Source organism: Paraburkholderia dipogonis (genome assembly GCF_042680985.1).
In the GTDB taxonomy this organism is placed as follows: Bacteria; Pseudomonadota; Gammaproteobacteria; order Burkholderiales; family Burkholderiaceae; genus Paraburkholderia; species Paraburkholderia phytofirmans.
Genome location: NZ_JBHUFR010000008.1, coordinates 462,891 through 481,618 on the forward strand (window position 1 = coordinate 462,891; position 18,728 = coordinate 481,618).

Annotated in this window: 17 protein-coding genes; 7 read left to right on the plus strand and 10 right to left on the minus strand. The window is 63.5% G+C overall.

The window, feature by feature from the left end; all coding sequences use genetic code 11:
- Positions 1–87: 87 nt before the first annotated feature.
- The 5 genes from ACFSNN_RS12170 to ACFSNN_RS12190 form a co-directional block, all read right to left on the minus strand.
- Positions 88–813: a FadR/GntR family transcriptional regulator gene (locus tag ACFSNN_RS12170; protein WP_134456292.1), complete on the minus strand. Its 726-nt coding sequence runs from the start codon at positions 811–813 to the stop codon at positions 88–90.
- Between the two features lie 334 nt (positions 814–1,147).
- Positions 1,148–1,738 (minus strand): flavin reductase family protein, encoded by a 591-nt coding sequence (locus ACFSNN_RS12175; RefSeq protein ID WP_134456293.1) that lies wholly within the window; start codon positions 1,736–1,738, stop codon positions 1,148–1,150.
- Positions 1,713–2,930, minus strand: a complete 1,218-nt coding sequence (locus ACFSNN_RS12180) for a sugar phosphate nucleotidyltransferase (protein ID WP_134456294.1) — start codon at positions 2,928–2,930, stop codon at positions 1,713–1,715. Before ACFSNN_RS12180 ends, ACFSNN_RS12175 begins: the two co-directional genes overlap by 26 nt.
- Before the next feature lie 103 nt (positions 2,931–3,033).
- Positions 3,034–3,867, minus strand: a complete 834-nt coding sequence (locus ACFSNN_RS12185) for a class I SAM-dependent methyltransferase (protein WP_134456295.1) — start codon at positions 3,865–3,867, stop codon at positions 3,034–3,036.
- Positions 3,868–4,313: 446 nt separating this feature from the next.
- A complete protein-coding gene (locus ACFSNN_RS12190; RefSeq protein WP_012432737.1) occupies positions 4,314–4,847 on the minus strand; it encodes a GNAT family N-acetyltransferase in 534 nt (177 codons plus the stop codon).
- 346 nt (positions 4,848–5,193) lie between these two features.
- On the opposite strand from ACFSNN_RS12190, the gene ACFSNN_RS12195 reads away from it, so the two are divergent.
- From ACFSNN_RS12195 to ACFSNN_RS12225, 7 genes are all read left to right on the plus strand, one after another.
- On the plus strand, positions 5,194–5,445 hold the full coding sequence (locus ACFSNN_RS12195) for an acyl carrier protein (protein WP_012432736.1): 252 nt from the start codon (positions 5,194–5,196) through the stop codon (positions 5,443–5,445).
- Positions 5,442–6,728 (plus strand): acyl-CoA dehydrogenase family protein, encoded by a 1,287-nt coding sequence (locus ACFSNN_RS12200; protein WP_134456296.1) that lies wholly within the window; start codon positions 5,442–5,444, stop codon positions 6,726–6,728. The genes ACFSNN_RS12195 and ACFSNN_RS12200 overlap by 4 nt, the downstream gene beginning before the upstream one ends.
- Position 6,729: 1 nt before the next feature.
- Entirely contained in the window at positions 6,730–7,794 is a 1,065-nt protein-coding gene (locus ACFSNN_RS12205; RefSeq protein ID WP_134456297.1) for an amino acid--[acyl-carrier-protein] ligase, read from the plus strand.
- Complete coding sequence (locus tag ACFSNN_RS12210) at positions 7,791–8,891, plus strand: DUF1839 family protein (protein WP_134456298.1); 1,101 nt, start codon at positions 7,791–7,793, stop codon at positions 8,889–8,891. The genes ACFSNN_RS12205 and ACFSNN_RS12210 overlap by 4 nt, the downstream gene beginning before the upstream one ends.
- Positions 8,892–8,931: 40 nt before the next feature.
- Complete coding sequence (locus ACFSNN_RS12215; protein WP_134456299.1) at positions 8,932–11,574, plus strand: glycosyl hydrolase 2 galactose-binding domain-containing protein; 2,643 nt, start codon at positions 8,932–8,934, stop codon at positions 11,572–11,574.
- 629 nt (positions 11,575–12,203) lie between these two features.
- Positions 12,204–12,938, plus strand: a complete 735-nt coding sequence (locus tag ACFSNN_RS12220) for a Crp/Fnr family transcriptional regulator (protein ID WP_006048767.1) — start codon at positions 12,204–12,206, stop codon at positions 12,936–12,938.
- A 36-nt stretch (positions 12,939–12,974) separates the two neighbouring features.
- Positions 12,975–14,372: an undecaprenyl-phosphate glucose phosphotransferase gene (locus ACFSNN_RS12225; RefSeq protein WP_134456300.1), complete on the plus strand. Its 1,398-nt coding sequence runs from the start codon at positions 12,975–12,977 to the stop codon at positions 14,370–14,372.
- A 207-nt stretch (positions 14,373–14,579) separates the two neighbouring features.
- On the opposite strand, the gene ACFSNN_RS12230 is transcribed toward ACFSNN_RS12225, so the two are convergent.
- The 5 genes from ACFSNN_RS12230 to rlmB all read right to left on the minus strand — a co-directional run bounded on the left by ACFSNN_RS12230 (position 14,580) and on the right by rlmB (position 18,626).
- The gene (locus ACFSNN_RS12230; protein ID WP_134456301.1) at positions 14,580–15,002 is read right to left on the minus strand and encodes a helix-turn-helix domain-containing protein; all 423 of its coding nucleotides are present in this window, start codon (positions 15,000–15,002) and stop codon (positions 14,580–14,582) included.
- Positions 14,999–15,298 (minus strand): type II toxin-antitoxin system HigB family toxin, encoded by a 300-nt coding sequence (locus ACFSNN_RS12235; protein ID WP_134456302.1) that lies wholly within the window; start codon positions 15,296–15,298, stop codon positions 14,999–15,001. The genes ACFSNN_RS12230 and ACFSNN_RS12235 overlap by 4 nt, the downstream gene beginning before the upstream one ends.
- Positions 15,299–15,495: 197 nt before the next feature.
- The gene (locus ACFSNN_RS12240) at positions 15,496–16,692 is read right to left on the minus strand and encodes a glycosyltransferase (RefSeq protein WP_134456303.1); all 1,197 of its coding nucleotides are present in this window, start codon (positions 16,690–16,692) and stop codon (positions 15,496–15,498) included.
- Positions 16,693–17,094: 402 nt separating this feature from the next.
- On the minus strand, positions 17,095–17,790 hold the full coding sequence (gene rpiA / locus ACFSNN_RS12245) for a ribose-5-phosphate isomerase RpiA (protein WP_134456304.1): 696 nt from the start codon (positions 17,788–17,790) through the stop codon (positions 17,095–17,097).
- Positions 17,791–17,882: 92 nt separating this feature from the next.
- Positions 17,883–18,626 (minus strand): 23S rRNA (guanosine(2251)-2'-O)-methyltransferase RlmB, encoded by a 744-nt coding sequence (rlmB, locus tag ACFSNN_RS12250; protein ID WP_106283641.1) that lies wholly within the window; start codon positions 18,624–18,626, stop codon positions 17,883–17,885.
- Positions 18,627–18,728 lie beyond the last annotated feature (102 nt).

Here is an 18,728-nt window from a genome sequence, read left to right on the forward strand (position 1 = left end):
GCGTGGGCGTGAACGCGCGCCCTTCCGTGTCGCACAGTCTCACAAGGAAAAACAAAAAGAACCAGCGTGCCGCCGCGGCGGCGACGCTCAACTGCGTGCCGGCGGTTCCGCTGAAAACTGGCCGCTGACTTCTTCCGCGGTGTAGTCGATCATTGCAAGCGAGGCAAGTTCCGCTTCCTTCGGATCGTGCCGTTCGATCGCTTCGACCACGCGCTGATGGGATTTCACCGCCGTTTCCCACAGTCCTTCCCCGTCCCTTTTGGTGACGATCGGATTGACGGTCGATAGCGCGCCGCGAATGATCGCCGCCATCTGCTTGAAGAACTGGTTGCCGCTCGCCACCACGATGCGGGTGTGAAAAATTTCGTCCGCTTCCTGATAGCCCGGCTCATCTGGCCGGATCGTGCGGAACGCCTCGAAGGCCTCGCGGATCGCAGTAATATCCGCCGCGCTGCCGCGCGCGGCCGCCTGCGCCGAGGCGCGCGGTTCGATCAGGATGCGAAACTCGATCACGTCGCGCAGAAACAGCGGATCGGGTTTCGCGCGAAAACGCCAGTTCACGACGTCTTCGTCGATCATGCGCCAATCGCTCATCGACCGGATGCGCGTGCCGATTTTCGGCCGCACGTCCAGCATGTCGCGCGCGAGCAGCATCGACAGCGCCTCGCGCATGACGGTGCGGCTGACGTCGAACTCCTTCGACAGCACATCCTGCGGTGGCAGTATGGCGCCGTATTTCTCTTCGACGATGCCCGTGACCAGCCCATCCATGACTTTGCTCACGAGCGATCGATCTTTGTTTGCCTGTTCCATGACACTCTCCCCGAAGCGGTGTTTGCCCCCGCGTAGCCTGTTGGTCGTGCGGCCCTTATGTCTCGTTTTATTGATGTCGCTTAGTTCTTCTACGATACGTTGCTAGCTTCAAAACCGTTGCGCCAGTTGGGAAACTTCCTGACAGGGTTATCCCTCTGAAGAATTGTTTCTTCCTTGTAACGCCGCATATTTTGACGGGCCATAAGCTTGCGCCTCAAGCGTGCCTGCGTTGCAGAATTTGCATAGTGCGAAGACGCACGTTGCGAGACGATTTGTCTGATCCACCCCGCGTCGGCGGATAGGACCTGGCGGGAAACGACGGACGGCGTTCGCATCAGGAGGCGCTCGCGGCAATGGGCGGCGAGTCCTGCGCGCACGCCGCAGTCGATCGCTGAATGGAATCCGGCGCCGCCACCGATCCATAACGTCCGCCGAAAAAGATCAGCGGCGCGTGTTCATCGAGCGAGAACACCAGCACCTCGCCGACGAACAGCGTGTGGTCGCCGCACGGATGCCGGTCCACGACGCGCGCGGCGAACCGCGCCGCCGCGTGTTCGAGCAGCACCACGTCCGCGAGCCCCTCGACCGGCGCGAAGCGCGGCGCGAGCCGGCTCTGCGGCTCGCCCGCAAAGTGGCGGCTATGCGGCTCCTGCGCCTCCGACAGCACGCTCACACCGAATAGCGCGCTGTCCATCAGACGCTCGTGCATGCGCGCCCGGTGCCCGACCGAGACGACGATCAGCGGCGGCTTGAGTGAACCCGACATGAAGGCGTTGGCGGTCATCGCATGCAGGTCGTCGCCGCTGCCGGTCGAGATCACCACCACCCCGGTCGCGAAACGTCCCAACGCGTGACGAAAGCGCCGCTCGTCGAAACTCGCCTGCGAGACGTACGGCGTCTCAGCGTGAAGTACCTTTGCGTGCATGAGCGCTCTCCAGATTGCGACCGAACGGGTCCTCGAAACGCACGATGTCGTCTTCGCCCAGATGGCCGCCTGATTGGACCTCGATCATTTCTCGCGGCGTCCTGCCCGGATATTCCAGCCGGTGCGTGGCGCCGGGCGGAACATACGTCGACGGGTTTTCCTCCGCGAGCATGAAGCATTCCTCGCCGCGCGCGGCGCGCATCACCGAATCCCAGGCGCACGCTTGCGCGCGCCCCGCGACGAACGGCACGGCGACGCCTGCCACGCGCGCGTCGCTGCCGACGCGCTCCATCACCGCGTAGTCGATCGAACGGGACGGGCACAAGGCCAACTGATCGCGCGCCACATGCAGCGTGCCGTCGCCGTCGACCGTGGCACGCTCGAACGCGGCCGCGCAGGCCTCGGCGATCGCCGGCTGGCAGAGCGCGATGGCCGCGAGCCACACCGACGCGCGCACCACGAACATGCCGCTGTTCCACCAGTAATTGCCGCAGGCGGCATAGCGTTCGGCCAGTTCCGGATCGGGCTTCTCGACGAACCGTTCGATGGCGCGCGCGCCCCGTTTGCCAAGCGCCGCCCCCGTGCGGATATAGCCATAGCCGGTTTCCGCGCGCCTGGGCGGCACGCCGAGCGCGACGATCGCGCCGTGCGTCGCGTGCTCGAGCGCCTCGGCGAGCGCCACGCCAAACACAACGTGATCGGTAATCAGAAGATCCGCCGGCAACGCGACGATGAGCGGGTCGTCGCCATCCGCGGCGGCCGCGCGCGCGGCGAGCGCAGCGATGGTCAACGCGGGCGCGGTATCGCGCGGCATCGGTTCGAGCACCATGCGCACCGGCCGGCCCGAGCGGGCGAGCCGCTCCAGCGGTTCGCGCGTTTGCCGATGCAGGTCCTCGCAGCAGACCATCAAGGGCGCCGCGAAGGATCGCGGACTGGATGCCGGCGCAGCGTGCTGCGCCGCGACGAACGACGCGTCGAGCCGGCTCAGCGTGGTTCTCAGCGTGGTTTCAAGCAGCGACGCGTCGCCCACGCGGTCGACCGGGTGTTTCGGATCGCGTTCGCGCGACAACGGCCCCGATCGTGTGCCCGAGCCATCTGCGAGAATCACCGGCTGCACGGATAAACGTGTGGCCGTTTCGCTGACGTCCCCGGTCGACGCAAGCGGATTGCCTGGTTCTACGATGCGATTCATGTGCGGGTCCCCTATCCGGTCTAACTGGTCCGGTTCATTGTTCTATGTTGCCGTGCGTACCACCGTGCTACATATACCGCGTGCCTGCGTCCGAAGGCCATTGTCAATCGAAGCGACAGGCGGCGAGCGGCTTGTGCGCGATGAAGTGAAACCACCACGCGTCGCTCTCTTCCACGTCGTCGGGAATGCGCTCGCCGCAGGAACTGCCGAACACGGCGTCGATTTGCAAGCCGACTTGCGCCAGTTGCCGGCGCTGCTCGCGCAGCGTCGTGTAGACGATCACAATGCCGAAGTTGTGAGCCGCCGCGGTCTTGACCGAGTAGCCGCCGTAGTCGTGATTCAGCTTCACGTTGCGCAGATAGTTCAGCGTGCCAAGCTGAAAGCCCCGTGCGGAGCGCAGCGTGCGCCAGCCGAGTCTGAGCGGATTGAACGAGAATTGCGGCAGCAGTTGCCAGATGTTCTCGCGATAGCCGGGGCCGCCGCGGTTGTGCGACGAAAACAGCACATACCCGCCGGGCCGCACCACCCGGTACATCTCTTCGAGAATCCTCACGCGATCGTCGTAGTCGACGCAGTCGATGCCGTTCCAGCTAAATTCGGCAAGCCCGTAATGATCCGAACGCAGCTCGGACATGTCACGCGCGTCCATATGCCGAAGGTCGCGCTCGGGATGGCGCGCCTTCGCGAGATCGAGCAGTTTCTGTGTGTAGTCGACGCCGATGTAGTCGTCGGAGATGGACGTCATCAATGGAATCGTGCGGCCGGCGCCAATCCCGATATCGAGTAAGGGCTGACCCGCGCAACGCGGTGCGAGCCAATCGAAGGCAGCCTGTTCCCCGGGATCGGAGAAGTTCTTCCCGAACGTCATCACGCGTTTGGCGTCCGACGAATTCCATGCAACTCGGTTGATGCGGTCCAACTCGGATTGATTGTTCACTACGCGCTCCCCTTAGCGTATGTGCGCTGGACAATCCTTGCGCATGCATTACGCTTCCCCGAATAGACGAAACCTGCGCGAGCGCTTTACAAAGCGTTGCGTGGCCGTAGCCGCGAACGTGGGCCGCCGGCCGCCGCCCGGCCCGCTCGCCGGATGGCGCCAGCCGAACCGTTCATCGAACGCTACTGGCCGCACGCCAAGCTCCTCGCAAGGTTCCCGATTTTCAAGCCATTACAACAAAGGTTGCATGGTCGATATGTACGTCCCGCCACATTGTCTCGGAGTCCGATGCAAAGGAGAATGCGCGTCGCACGCGTCATTGGAAACAGTGACCATGGCAATGCAGCCGGTTGCCATACGGCTCGCACCGCGCGAACGTCGAGCACGCGGCATTGGCTTGGGAAAGACAGTCCGTGCGCTGGCCGGCGTGACGCGCATCAACGCGATCACAGCATTTCGAACGTATTGACGAGCACCGCACTGTCACGCTCACGGCGACGTCCGCCGAAAAGCGGCTGACTGCCGCGCACCTGGCGCGTCAGGCCGATGAAGGGCACGCCGTGTTCCAAATACGGCCCTTCCGTCTTGCGAAAACCGAATTGCTCGTAAAAGCCGCGCAGACCGAGCGGCGCGCTGACACGCACGGCATGGCCCGGCCAACGCTCGACAATCGCCTGCAGCACGCGTTCGATCAACAGTTCGGCGGTCCCGTCGCCGCGCCGCAGCGGGCTTGTCAGCACCTTGTCGATGGTGATCTCCGGATCTTCGGCGTCGCCGGGTTGCAGACGCGCGTAGGCAAGAATCGGCATCGGCCGCGACATGTCCTCCACGGCGAACACGTGCACCGCGTTTTCATCACGGCCATCGGCGTCGAGACAAACATGCGACTGTTCGACCACGAACACTGCGCTACGCGCCCGCAAGATCAAATACAGCTCGCGTGCCGAAAGCTGATCGAATTCCAGCGTTTTCCAGTTCATCGCCTTCCCCAGCGGTCAATAAGTTCAACGACGCCGACACGGCGCGCCGGCTTTGACGGCCTGGCTGCATAGGCTGGCCCGTTCTGATGGCTACACGGTACGTCCGCGAAACGCGTGCTTCCGTGCGCCATCGCACTGACGCTGGGCTTTGACAAATCTTAAATACGGACGTCGGGGCATGGCATCACGGCACGCCGCCTGAAACGCACGCGGTCACCGTGAACGCGCCGCGCCCCACATATGGACCACGCCGGTATGCGTCGTGGCAATGGACAAAAAAACGATCACGTGGGTTCGATCGAAGTCCGCACCATCCGAGAACGTTGAACAACTAGGGGACCACATCATGAAAAACGCCTTGCGCCGCATCCTTTCCGAATCGGCCCGCCTGGACGTCCCGGCGGAAACGCTGGCCGACGACGCCGACCTCTACGCCGCAGGCCTCTCCTCACTCGCGACCGTGCATCTGATGCTCGCAATCGAAGACGAATTCGGCATTGAGATTCCTGACCGTCTGCTGACGCGGCGCCTGTTCTCCAGCATCGATTCGATGGCCGCCGCAGTCACCGAGCTGCAACAGGCGAAGGCGGCAGCATGAACGCCCCGCTGCTGGATGCGGCGGCAGAGCCCGCCTCGAGGCACGCGCACGGTGCGGCGGAAGGTGCCGACACGTCGCTCGGCTTAACCGCGGTCGAGACCGAACCGGGCTGGCGCGCGGCCGCGCAACGCTGTGCGGCGGTGGCCGCGCAGTTCGCGGATTCGGTGGATCGCGAGGCGCGTTTCCCGAGCGAAGCATTCGAGGCGCTCAAGCGCGAGTGCCTGCTCTCGGTGATGGTGCCGGCCGAGTTCGGCGGCGCGGGCCTCTCGCTCGCGGACGTCGGCGCGATCTGCGAAACGCTCGCGCAAGGCTGCGCCTCCACCGCGATGGTGTATGCGATGCACCAGATCCAGGTGGCGTGTATCGAGGCGCATGGCAGCGACGCGGTGTGGCATCGGCAGTTGCTCGTGCAACTGGTCAAGCAGCAATGGCTGCTGGCATCGGCCACGTCCGAGGAAACCATCGGCGGCAATATGCGCACCAGCGCCTGCTCGGTCGAGTTCGACGGTGCGCGCTTTCGCATCGAAAAGCTCGCACCGACGATTTCGTATGGCGCGCACGCCGATGGCATTCTCGTCACCGCTCGCCGCACCGCCGAATCGGCGGCGGCCGACCAGGTGCTGATCGTCGCATTGCGCTCCGATACGCAACTGGAAAAGCGCGGCGGCTGGGATTCGATGGGCATGCGCGGCACCTGCAGCGAGGGCTTCCGGCTCGTCGCCACGGGTCTGGCCGAACAGATCCTGCCGACGCCCTTCGCCGAGATCGCCGATCAGACCATGCTGCCGGTCTCGCACACGCTGTGGGCCTCGGTGTGGACCGGCGTGGCCACGGACGCCGTGAATCGTGCGAAAGCGTTCTTCCGCGCACAGGCGCGTGCGAAGCCAGGCGTGGTCCCGCCGGCCGGTTTGCGCCTCGCTGAAGCAGTCGGTCTGCTGCAAATGATGCAGGCGCGCCTCGCGGTCGCGCTGGAGGCGGCACGCACCGCTCACCACGCGCGTCACGGCGGCTCGCAAGCCGATGCACCGCTCGCGGCCATGCTCGGCTTCGCCTCCGACATGAACACGCTGAAGACGAGTATCTCCACCACCGCGCTGCAGGTCGTGCACGAAGTGCTGATGATCTGCGGCATGGCGGGCTACAAGAACGGCACGCCGTACAGCGTCGGGCGCCATTTGCGCGACCTGCATTCCGCGCCGCTGATGATCAATAACGACCGCATTGCGCAGAACACCGCGAGCCTGTTGCTCGCGCAACGACCTGCCGCCCCGGGGAGAGCCTGATATGAATACGATGACCGATACCGCCGCCCTTGCCGCCGCTGCTCAGACAGCCGAGGCGCCGAGCTTTCGCGATGAACTGCTGGCCGCGGGCCTGTTGATCGACACCGGCGAAAACGGCCTGTATGGCCGCAGTCAGATTTTCGAAGACGTGGTGGACCGCCTGAACGTGGCGATCACGCATCTCGGCGCGGACCAGCAGCCGGAACTGCTGCGCTTTCCGCCCGCCATGCGCCGCACCGACTTCGAAGACAGCGAGTATCTGAAGAGCTTCCCGAATCTGGCCGGCACGATTCACTCGTTCTGCGGCAACGACATGGGCCACCAGCGCCTGTTGCGCGCGCTCGACGACGCCATGACCGAACGCGACGACGATCGCAGCGACGACTGGATGGCGCAGCAGAAGCCGACTCGCGTCGTGCTCACGCCGGCCGCCTGCTATCCGATCTATCCGGTGATGGCGCGGCGCGGTCCGTTGCCGGCCGGCGGCCGCACGATCGATGTGCTGTCGTATTGCTTCCGTCACGAACCGTCGCTGGATCCGGGCCGCATGCAGATGTTCCGCCAGCGCGAATACGTGCGCCTGGGCAACGCCGAACAGGTGATGGCGTTCCGGCAGATGTGGATCGAGCGCGGCTCGCTGCTCATCGATCTGCTGCAATTGCCGGTCGAAGTGGATCTTGCCAACGACCCGTTCTTCGGCCGCGGCGGCAAGATCGTCGCCGATAGCCAGCGTGCCCAGGCGCTCAAGTTCGAGCTGCTGATTCCGGTGGCCGATCCGCGCGGCAAGACGGCTTGCCTGTCGTTCAACTATCACATGGAGCACTTCGGCGCGATCTGGAAGATCGAGTGCGAAGACGGCGCGATCGCGCATACGGGTTGTGTCGGTTTCGGCATGGAACGGATCACACTCGCGCTATTCCGTCATCATGGACTCGACGTGAACGCGTGGCCGGACGACGTGCGCGCGCTGCTGTGGGGCGATACCCAGGCGCGTGTGGCGCATGGCATGGAAACCATGCAAACGGTGTCTACCGAAACGGAGCACGATTCCGGAGAGCGCGTATGAATCCGTCTCTGACACCCGTGCCGAATGGCGCGAACGGCGCGAATGGCGCTTTTCCGCTGGGCCACCACGTCGATCTGCCCATTGCGCCCATTGCCGGCGGCGCCGTTGCCGCGCCCGCAGCGCCCGCGGCGCCCGCGGCGCGCTTGCGCGAGCATGCACCGCATGCGCTGCATCAGGGCGAGCGCGTATGGCAAGAGACCAACTGCTACGTCGATCTATGGATCGAACTGCTGCACGGTTTCGGGCTCGACCCGCGCGCGGCGCTCAGCTTTACCGTCACGCAGGATTTCGAAGGCGATCAGTTCACGTTCTTCAAGTTTCCGCTCGAAGATCTCGAACGGCTCTACGGCACTCAAGTGCAGGAACTGGCCATCTACGATTCGCTCGAAGCACGCGTGCTCGCGCAGACCTTGCGCGGTCATACCGTGCTGGTGGAAGTGGACGGCTATTACCTGCCGAATACGCGCGCCACGTCGTACCGGCGCGAGCATCCGAAGACCACCGTGGGCATCGACTTCATCGATCCGGACGCGCGCCGTCTCGGCTACTTCCACAACACCGGCTATCACCTGCTCGACGGTGAAGACTACGACGGCGTGTTCCGCAAGCTGCCCCAGTTCCAGCAGCAGGCCGATCTGCTCTTTCCGTACGTGGAGTTCGCCAAGCAGACGCGGCCCGCGCTCGAAGGCACCGCGCTCGCGGAGGCGTCGGCGGAACTGCTGTGTGCGCACCTGAGCCGCCGGCCGCTCGGCAATCCGATTACGCAGTGGCGTGCCGCATTTCCCGCGCATCTCGAGACGTTGCTCGAACGTGGCGAAAAGTTCTTCCACCCGTACTCGTTCAACCTGATGCGGCAGCTCGGCGCGAACTTCGAGTTTCTCTCGAAGTATCTGACGTGGCTCTCCGCGCAAGGCTTCGAGGTGCCGGCGTCGATTCCGGCAGCGGCGCAGAGCATCGCGTCGGAGTCGATGGTGATGCAGTTCCGGCTCGTGCGGGCGATTACCCGCGGGCGCCGCGATCTGTGCGAAGACTGCTTCGACGTACTCGAAAGCGCTTACGAAAAGACGCTGCCGCCGCTCGCCGCGCTGGTGCTGTAACACGCCTTGCGCGGCTTCGCGGACTTCTCGGGGATGTGCCGTGGATGGACTGACGATAGACCTTGTGCCTGATGAAGGGGGCGCGAGCGGCATGCTCGCGCCCACGCCCGACGAGGCCGCGCAAACCGATGCCAATGGCGCATCGTCGGCGCGCGTCACGCAAACGCTCTGGCCGCGGCGTCTCGACACCGGCTGGCAGTGTGTCAGCACGCCCGCTGGCGCGTGCGCGTCGCCCGCCGATTTACCCACGCACGGCTGGCTCGCCGCGCAAGTGCCCGGCACCGTTGCGAGCGCGCGCCGCGCCGCGGGTCTGCTGGACATCGCGCACCCGCCACCGCTTGCCTTCGACGACCACTGGTATTGCCTCGCGCTCGAAGGCACCGGCCGTCGCCGCTTGCGTCTGCATGGCCTCGCTACCATCGCCGAAGTCTGGCTCGACGGCTTGAAGCGCCTCGATTCCGATTCGATGTTCGTCGCGCACGATCTGGACATCGAACTGAACGGCAGCGCGACGCTCGCGCTGTGCTTCCGCTCTCTCACCACGGCGTTGACGGCGAAACGTTCGCGCGCGCGGTGGCGTCCGCGGCTCGTCTCGCCGCCCACCTTGCGCAACGTGCGCACCACCCTGCTCGGCCATATGCCCGGCTGGTGTCCTTCGGTGCAGGCGGTCGGCCCATGGCGTCCGGTCGAATTGCTGAGCGACGCGCCGCACGCTTTCGATACCGTCGACGTCTCGAGCCACATCGAGCTCAAAGACGACGGCCTTGCTTCCGGTCTTGTTACGCTCACGCTACGTTTCGTTCATCCGCACGATGACGCGGCCTGCCGCGCTTCGCTTAAATGCGGCGACGCTGTTTCGTCTTTGCAATGGAGCGATGCATATACACTGACCGGCAGCGTACGCGTGTTGGATGCGAAGCGCTGGTGGCCGCATACGCACGGCGAGCCCACTTTATATCCATTGACGTTGCAGCTCGATGACGGGCACGCGACATCTCACGCATTGGGTTCAGTCGGTTTCCGCACAATCGAAGTAGACCACGGTGCGGACGGCATGGGCTTCGCGCTGCGCCTGAATGGCGTGCCGGTGTTCTGCCGGGGCGCATGCTGGACCAGCGCGGACCTCGTCACGCTCGCCGGCAGCGAGGCGCAACTGCGCCACGCGTTCACGCTGGCTCGCGATGCGGGCATGAACATGCTGCGCGTGGGCGGCACGATGGTCTACGAGTCCGACGCGTTTTATGCGCTCGCCGACGAATACGGCATGCTCGTCTGGCAAGACTTCGCGTTGGCGAATTTCGACTATCCGAACGATGCCGCATTCAGCGCGTCGGTCGAGCGCGAAGCCACGCAATTTTTAACGCGCACACGGCGCTTCGCTTCGCTCGCGGTGTTGTGCGGCGGCAGCGAGGTCGACCAGCAGGCGGCCATGTTCGGCCTGCCGCCTTCGATGCGCGCGCAACCACTCTTTACTGAACGGCTGCCCGCCATCGTCGCGCGTGAACGGCCTGACGTGCCGTATGTCGGCAACTCGCCATCGGGGGGCGTGTGGCCGTTTTCAACTAATGAGGGCGTCACTCACTACTACGGAGTGGGCGCCTATCAACGTCCGCTCGACGACGTGCGCCGCTCGCAGGTGCGCTTCGCCGCCGAATGCCTCGCCTTCGCCAACGTACCCGACGACGCCACGCTGCACGACGCGCTCGGCACGATTCATCTGCACGATCCGCGCTGGAAAGCCGCGGTGCCGCGCGACCCCGGCGCCGGCTGGGATTTCGACGACGTGCGCGATCATTATCTGCAGACCTTATACGGTGTCGAGCCGGCACGCTTGCGCTACGAAGACCCGCAGCGCTATCTGGACCTGTCGCGCGCGGTGGTGGCCGAATTGATGAGCGATGTATTTGCAGAATGGCGTCGTGCCGGTTCCAGTTGCGGCGGCGCGCTGGTCTGGCAGCTGCAGGATTTGCGTCCCGGCGCGGGCTGGGGCTTGATCGACGCCACAGGACGGCCTAAAAGCGCCCTGCACAGCCTCGCGCAAGCGCTCCAACCCATTCAGGCCGTCATCACCGACGAGGGCCTCAACGGGCTCGATATTCATCTGCTGAACGAACGTGCGCAGCCGCTGCGCGCGCAACTGGAACTCGTTTGCCTGCGTGACGGCAGCGTCAAGGTCGCCTCCGCCAGTTGCGAAGTAGAGCTGGCGCCGCACAGTGTGCAGCGTCTCAGCGCGGCCGCGTGTCTCGGCCAGTTCTTCGACTTCACCCACGCGTATCGCTTCGGCCCACGCGCGCACGATGTGACAATTGCCACGCTGCGCGACCTGGCGAGTGGCGAGGTGGTGGCGGAAGCGTTTCATCTGCCGGAGCGGCGTGTGAGCGAGCGCCACGATCTGGCCTTGACGGTCACCGTGGAGCGCAACGGCGACGGCTGGCAACTCGTGATCGAAGCGAAGCGTTTTGTGCGTTTCGTTCATATCGTTGACACACACTACAGGGCCGCGCGCGACTGGTTTCATCTGCCGCCGAACCGGCCATGCATCGTGCCGCTCATTGCGCTCGCGTCGCAGGAAAGATTCGTTGTACAGGCATCGAATGGTGTGTTTCAAGCTGATGCAACATACCCGGCGCCCTCGGGCGAAGTTCGCGCGGTCAATGCGTTATCCGCCATCTTCTACGGCTGATGGTCTCCCTGATCTAACCAACCCTTCGCAAGGCGCGCAAAACCTGACGCTGCGCGTCTTCACCTGTCTGGTCTGCGGAATCACTGTTGGTTTTTCTCAGACTTTTAGCGCGCCTAAATCGTCATCGGTGCGCCAGCGAACCAAGCGTGTTGAACACATCTGAATCAATTCCGGCACATCCCGGACGCCGCATGAGAACGTGCGTCGAGGCGCTGATTCAGCGGTGAGACAGGTGCGTTCGAATCCCTTCCAGTACCCGCAAACCCAACTGCATCAAGGACTTTCAGGAAACAGGAAGTGCCCGCGAAGCGCTCGCCGGCATCGAGGGCGTTGTGCAGATTTGAAACAAAAAGTCACGTTTGCCTTCGCGCGGCGCTAAGCCTTGGTGCGTTACCCCGCACCAGTCCTCGTTTTCCCTCCCGTTGGCACGCTCCTCGCTAATAGAAGAGCGCAACACCGCGTCACCGCAGAGATCCACAACAACGGCGGCGGCGCAACAAAGGCCAATACGGGGCCGGTCCTGTTCATCCTTCGCTGCTAGCCAGGCAGCACGCCGTTCAAAAGGGATGCGGGCATCGGATCAAAAACAGAAAGTCACGCAGAGCGCGACTTTCACGCGAGGACCGATCATGCTGACACTTCAATCCGATTTGCACGGTAACCATTTGCTCGGCGCATTGCCGTCCCATGAATGGCAGGCACTGGCTCCCCATCTCGAACTGGTTCATCTGCGCACCGAGCAATTGCTGTGCGACTCCGGTCAGCGCATTCATCACGTCTACTTCCCCACCACCGCGATCATCTCGATGCTCTCGACAATGGAAGACGGCAGCTCGGTCGAAATCGCCGCGGTCGGCCGCGAAGGCATGACCGGCGTGCCGGTGCTCACGGGCGGCGAAACCATGCCGAACCGCGTGCAGGTGCAATGCGCCGGCTTCGCTTACCGCATGAGCGCACAGGCACTCAAGCAGCAATTCGCCCGCTCCGACTTCCTGCGCCGCCTGATGCTGCTGTACATGCACGCCCTGCTCACGCAAGTCGCGCAAACCGCTGCATGCAATCGCCATCACGCGCTCAACAAGCAACTGTGCCGGTGGCTGCTGATCGAAGTGGACCGCGTGGCATCGAACGATCTGACCGTGACCCAGCAACTGATCGCCGACATGCTCGGCGTGCGCCGCGAAGGCATCACAGAAGCGGCCGGCAAGTTGCACGACGAAGGCCTGATCCATCACAGCCGCGGCCATATCAAGGTGCTCGACCGTAAAGGACTCGAAGCACGCGCCTGCGAATGCTACGGACTCGTCAAGCGCGAATTCGACCGCCTTCTGCCGCGTCTGCGTCAGGCTGAAACCGTCGAATAAAGTACTGGTTCGTCTGACTAACGAAGAGAGTCAAATATGTTCAGGAATACTGCGCGATTCCTCGACGTACTCTTCGTGATTGCGGGAGGGCTGCTCGCTCACTGGATGCGGTTCTCGACGCCGATTGCGCTGTCGGACACCGAACGCCTGCTGACTGCCCTTAACTGCGTCCTCCTGCTGTTGCTGTTCCCCGGCTTCGGGGTGTATGAACCCTGGCGCGGCAAACCGCTGCCCGCCATGCTGGCGAGAGTGGCGGCCGCGTGGCTGGTGGTGGTGTTCACCGCGCTTGTATTGGCTTTTACGCTACATCGCATGGATGCGGTGTCGCGCTTGTGGTTCGGTTACTCGACGGTGATTTCCGGCGCGCTGATCATCGTTACTAAGTGCCTCGTGCATGCGGTGCTGCGCATGGTGCGGCGTCGCGGGATGAATTCCCGCACTGTCGCGATTGTCGGCGCACCGGGTTTTGCGCGCACACTGCTCGCCCACCTCGAACATGCGCCGCAAGCCGGCTTTAAACCGGTCTGCGTGCTCGATACGAGCTGTCACACCAGTTTCGAAGCAACCGAGACGTACGGCGCGCGTCTGAACCGCCTGCCGGTCCTGACCGATCTGAACGCCTTTGCCGCCAAGGTGCGTGAAGATCACGTGAACGAAGTGTGGCTCGCGTTGCCGCTGTCAGAAGAACATACGATCTACCGCTTCACGCGCATGTTCCGGCATGACTTCGTGAATCTGCGCTTCATTCCCGATGTACGCAGCCTCTCGCTTTTCAATCACGCGCTGGTCGATGTCGTCGGTTTACCGACGCTGAATCTCAGCGCGACGCCCTTCTCGTCGCCGCAGATGTGGCCCAAGCTGATCTTCGACCGCCTGTTCGCAGCGGCCGCGCTGCTCGCGCTCGCGCCGATCTTCGCGGTGCTGGCGATCGGCATCAAGCTCGGCTCGCCTGGGCCGGTGTTCTTTCGTCAGACGCGCAAGGGCGTGGACGGCCAGCCGTTCGCGATCTACAAGTTCCGTTCGATGACCGTGCATCAGGAAGCGCAGGGGCAACTCACGCAGGCCTCGCGCAACGACGCGCGCGTCACGAAGCTCGGCGGCTTCATGCGCCGCACCAGTCTCGACGAACTGCCGCAGTTTCTCAACGTGCTGCTCGGGCAGATGTCCGTGGTCGGCCCGCGTCCGCATGCGGTCGAACACGACGATCTATACAAGGATCAGGTGTACGGCTATATGCACCGCTACCGGATCAAGCCTGGCATCACCGGCTGGGCGCAGGTCAACGGCTATCGCGGCGCCACCACCAAGGTGGAAAAGATGGAGGCGCGCGTCAAGTTCGACCTCTTCTACATTCACAACTGGTCGTTCTGGTTCGACATAAAGATCGTGTTCATTACGATCTTCAAAGGCTTTGTCGGCCGCAACGCATTCTGAGCGCGCCAATCCGTCCCGAACTGCAACGGCGCGGACGGAAGCTGATTTCTCGCGGAAAATAAAAAGCGAAACCAATGCGGCAAGCACCGAAACCGACGGCCTGAAACATGCCGCCGGCCCGGTGTCGAAAGGACGAGGTATGCAACGGGAAAGCTTGCCGGTCAGCACCGCGTACGGCGCGCAAACTGAGCCGGCGCTGCGCGGCTTTTACAGAAACGCGCTGACGTCGGTATGAAAACGGACGGCCAGCGCCTTCGCCACCTTCTTGCTGATGGCGCGGCGGCCCGCGAGAATATCGCTCACCACCGTGGGTGACGCGATACCTATCAGGTCCTTCTGCTTGAGTCCGTGCGTTTCCAGCAGATGCCGCAAGACCTCGCGGGGTTCCGCTTTTGGAATCGTCACGTTATGCGCTTCCCAGATTTCGATCAGGTCGGTGACGATCGCGAACAGATCCGAGAGCGGATCCTCTTCGTTGCCGTTCAGATGATCAGAGAGCGAGTTGGCGAGCCGCACCATGGTCTGGTAATCCTGCTCGTTGCGAATGGGCGTGATCGGCAACTGCGCTTGCAGCGCGGCCCAGGTTTGAGCGATGTCGGGAAAAGCTCCCGGAAGGTGATCGGCATTCATGAGTTTAGATTCTTCCTCGTCCAAAGGTCGTATTCCGCATGCGTCATGACATGACGAACGAATATCGACTGCCTGTTGTAGTGAATCGCCGCAACGATCCGGAACCGGTTGCCACCCACGTCGAAAACCGTGTATTGAGGCGGCACGTAGTCCACACCGGCGAACGTCTGCTTCAGGTCGTTATAGCCATACGCGAGGCATGCCTGCGCCAGTGAATACCAAGTCAATAGCGCACTGCGCGCCCCCGGATGTCTCTTTATGAAGTCCAGCCACGCTTTCTTTGCAATGACCCGCATCGGATTTCCTCGCAAGTGTCCGCGCGCTGAACGTGCGCGCTCTACTTGCTAGGCTAAACGGGACGGATCGACACCGATAGCCGAGCGGACGGCATAGTCCGAACGGCTATTTATTGCTTACTGCGGTACGACAAAAGCATTTTATTCGCAATTTGCGAAGTTCGCAATATGCGAATAACGGTACGCCCGCTCGCCGCTCAGCGTCGTCCCGCCATCATGCGGAAACCGCCGACGTGGTCACCTTCAACTACTTCAGCGGCCCCAACTGCTTTCCTGCGCCGGCTTGCCGCTGCGATCGTCCGCGTGACCTCGGCCATGAACGCGCGCCGGAATACTGCCGGCGAAAAGCGTGCAGCGTTCGCGCGGCAGGCCGCCGGCGTGATCTGGTCGCGCTGACGCTCGAAGCGATCGATCGCGTAGAGCATCGACACCACCGTCTGGCGCTCGAAATACACGCCGGTGGGATGCGCCTCGCCGATCGGCACCACGGTTTCGAGCGCGCCGCCCTTGCCGAATGCGATGACCGGCGTGCCGCATGCCTGCGCTTCGAGCGCAGCGATGCCGAAGTCCTCCTCGCCGGCGCACACGAAAGCTCGCGCGCGTTGCAGATGGTCCTTCAGGACCTCGAACGGCTGAACGCCGAGGATCGTCACGTTCGGACCGGCCTTGGCGCGAATTGCCGCCATCTCCGGCCCGTCGCCGATCACGACCAGCCGGCGGTGCGGTGTGGCATTGAAGGTTTCGACGATCAGATCGATGCGCTTGTACGGCACCATCCGCGATGCAGTCAGATAAAAATCTTCCTTGCGCGTGCACAGTTCGAATGGGTGCACGTCAACGGGCGGCGCAATCACGGCCGCATCGCGCTGGTAAGTTTTCATCAGGCGACGCGCAACGAAATGCGAGTTCGCGATTAAACGGTCGACGCCGTCCGCCGAGTGCGAATCCCAGCCGCGCAGATAGTGGAGCAACGCGCGCGCCGCCCACGACTTCGTCTCACGCGTCAGATCCGCTTCGCGCAGGGACCGATGTTGCGGATGCCACGCGAAGCGCATCGGTGCATGCACGAAGCTCACAAGCTTCTGATCCGGCCTGACCGGCATGCCTCTGGCAAGCGCAGGAGAGCTCGTAATAATCAGATCGTAGGCAGACAGATCGAGTCGTTCGACGGCAAGCGGCATCAGCGGCGAATAAGCTCGATAGTGGCGTCGCGCGAACGGCAGTCGCTGAATGAATGAAGTCGTCACGGGCTTGCCGCGTAACGGCTTACGGTCTGCGAGGAAATCGACGAGACTGAATAGATCGGCGTCGGGAAAGCATTCGATGATCTGCTCGAGCGCCTTCTCCGCGCCGCCCGGCGCGACCAGCCAGTCGTGCACGATCGCCACTTTCATGATCCCCTCGTTTTTTAATTGACGCCTTTTACGCCTAGCAACGAGTGTATGTGGCGCTACGTTTGCTGTGCGTGCGCGTGCCCACATTCGACGCGCGACAGCTCGCGAATAATAGGCATCGCCGTTCGCCTATTGCGAAGCGACGGGTCCCATGCAGCGTGGGGGATGTCACGACATTGACTGATGCGATCGGCACGTTGCGTGCCGATCCGGCATGGCGCAGCGTCTTGCGGAACAAGTGCTGGCCGATGCGCGAATGGAATTTTCAGCGGGGTGAAAAACCAGCGGATGACGCAGGCGATCAACCAAGCCGCGCGCTAGTGATGCAGATGAGAGTCATACATTCGATGTCCGCGCGAGCCCGTCTATCCAGGCCCGCGCGCGATCTTTGGGCGGCGTTGCTCAGCCCTTGCTGTACTCGATCGTCTCGACGCCGGTGTCCATGCCGAGCAGGCACAGATTCGCGCCACGGCCGGCGAACAGACCCACCGTTACCACGCCCGGCCATGCGTTGATGTGCGTTTCCAGCGTGCGCGGGTCGCTGATACGCAAACCCTTGACGTCGATGATCTCGTTGCCGTTGTCGGTAATGAACGGCACGCCTTCTTTCGTGACGCGCACCACCGGCACGCCGCCGAGCGCCGTGACGCGGCGGCCGACCGCGGTACGCGCCATCGGCACCACTTCGATCGGCAGTGGGAAAGTGCCGAGCGTCTCGACCAGCTTGCTGGCGTCGGCGATGCACACGAACACGTCCGACACCGACGCGACGATCTTCTCGCGCGTCAGCGCGCCGCCGCCGCCCTTGATCATCGCGCCGCCGTGGTCGATCTCGTCGGCGCCGTCCACGTACACGGGCAGCGAATCGATTTCGTTGAGGTCGAACACCTTGATGCCGTGCGCTTGCAGGCGCGCGGTGGTGGCGAGCGAACTCGACACCGCGCCGCGATAACGCGCCTTGTTGGCCGCCAGCGCGTCGATGAAACAGTTCGCGGTGGAGCCGGTGCCGACGCCGATCACCGCACCTTCCGGCACGGTGGCGTTCACGTAGTCGGCGGCGGCCTGGCCGACCAGTTGCTTGAGTTCGTCTTGAGTCATGGGAAAGGCAGGCGTGCAGTAAAAAGCGCTAGTTTACCGGAGTGGTGGACCAGCGCCGGTCGTGTCGGGCTTACTTCGGGTTTACTTCGGGGTTACTTCTTCACCGCTCGCTGACGCACCGCTTCGAACAGACACACGCCGCTCGCCACCGAGACGTTCAGGCTTTCCACCGTGCCCGCCATCGGGATCTGCATCACCACGTCGCAGGTGTCGCGCGTGAGACGGCGCATGCCCTCGCCTTCAGCGCCCATCACCAATGCCACCGGACCGTCCAGCTCCGTGTCGTAGAGGCTCTTGGTGGCCTCGCCGGCCGTGCCGACGACCCACACCCCCGCGTCCTTCAACTCGCGCAGCGCGCGCGCCAGGTTCGTCACGGTGATGTACGGCACGGTGTCGGCCGCGCCGCTCGCCACTTTCGCGGCCGTCGCGTTCAACCCCACCGCGCGATCGCGCGGCGCGATTACCGCGTGCGCGCCGGCGGCATCCGCCACGCGCAAGCAGGCGCCGAGGTTGTGCGGATCGGTCACGCCGTCGAGCACCAGAATCAGCGGCGAACCGTTGATGCCGTCGAGCAGTTCGGCCAGGTTCTGCGCGAGCGGCATGTCGCCCGCGCGCGCCACCACGCCCTGGTGACGCTCGGTATGCGCGAGGCCCCAAAGACGCGTTTCGTCGGCGGCGATCAGACGCACGCCGGCTTCTTTCGCCGCGTGCAGGAACTCGGTCATGCGACGGTCTTTGCGCGTCGCGTCGTAATAGACCTCTTCGACCGTGGACGCGTCATGCCGCATACGTGCGGTCACTGCGTGGAAACCGTATAAAACCTTGAGACGTGCCATGACTGATGCAACCTTTGATTGAGCGCGCGTTCGACGCGCGCTGCTGTGATGAATACGAACCTGCGTGCTTACCTATATGCGCTGCGGCTGCCATGTTCGAAT

Coding starts and splice junctions, on each gene's coding strand:
- ACFSNN_RS12235 (WP_134456302.1), bottom strand. CDS start 15,298: ATGCGGGTCATTGCAAAGAAAGCGTGGCTGGACTTCATAAAGAGACAT.
- ACFSNN_RS12205 (WP_134456297.1), top strand. CDS start 6,730: ATGAATACGATGACCGATACCGCCGCCCTTGCCGCCGCTGCTCAGACA.
- ACFSNN_RS12175 (WP_134456293.1), bottom strand. CDS start 1,738: ATGCACGCAAAGGTACTTCACGCTGAGACGCCGTACGTCTCGCAGGCG.
- ACFSNN_RS12170 (WP_134456292.1), bottom strand. CDS start 813: ATGGAACAGGCAAACAAAGATCGATCGCTCGTGAGCAAAGTCATGGAT.
- ACFSNN_RS12240 (WP_134456303.1), bottom strand. CDS start 16,692: ATGAAAGTGGCGATCGTGCACGACTGGCTGGTCGCGCCGGGCGGCGCG.
- ACFSNN_RS12180 (WP_134456294.1), bottom strand. CDS start 2,930: ATGAATCGCATCGTAGAACCAGGCAATCCGCTTGCGTCGACCGGGGAC.
- rpiA (WP_134456304.1), bottom strand. CDS start 17,790: ATGACTCAAGACGAACTCAAGCAACTGGTCGGCCAGGCCGCCGCCGAC.
- ACFSNN_RS12230 (WP_134456301.1), bottom strand. CDS start 15,002: ATGAATGCCGATCACCTTCCGGGAGCTTTTCCCGACATCGCTCAAACC.
- ACFSNN_RS12195 (WP_012432736.1), top strand. CDS start 5,194: ATGAAAAACGCCTTGCGCCGCATCCTTTCCGAATCGGCCCGCCTGGAC.
- ACFSNN_RS12220 (WP_006048767.1), top strand. CDS start 12,204: ATGCTGACACTTCAATCCGATTTGCACGGTAACCATTTGCTCGGCGCA.
- ACFSNN_RS12190 (WP_012432737.1), bottom strand. CDS start 4,847: ATGAACTGGAAAACGCTGGAATTCGATCAGCTTTCGGCACGCGAGCTG.
- ACFSNN_RS12210 (WP_134456298.1), top strand. CDS start 7,791: ATGAATCCGTCTCTGACACCCGTGCCGAATGGCGCGAACGGCGCGAAT.
- rlmB (WP_106283641.1), bottom strand. CDS start 18,626: ATGGCACGTCTCAAGGTTTTATACGGTTTCCACGCAGTGACCGCACGT.
- ACFSNN_RS12200 (WP_134456296.1), top strand. CDS start 5,442: ATGAACGCCCCGCTGCTGGATGCGGCGGCAGAGCCCGCCTCGAGGCAC.
- ACFSNN_RS12225 (WP_134456300.1), top strand. CDS start 12,975: ATGTTCAGGAATACTGCGCGATTCCTCGACGTACTCTTCGTGATTGCG.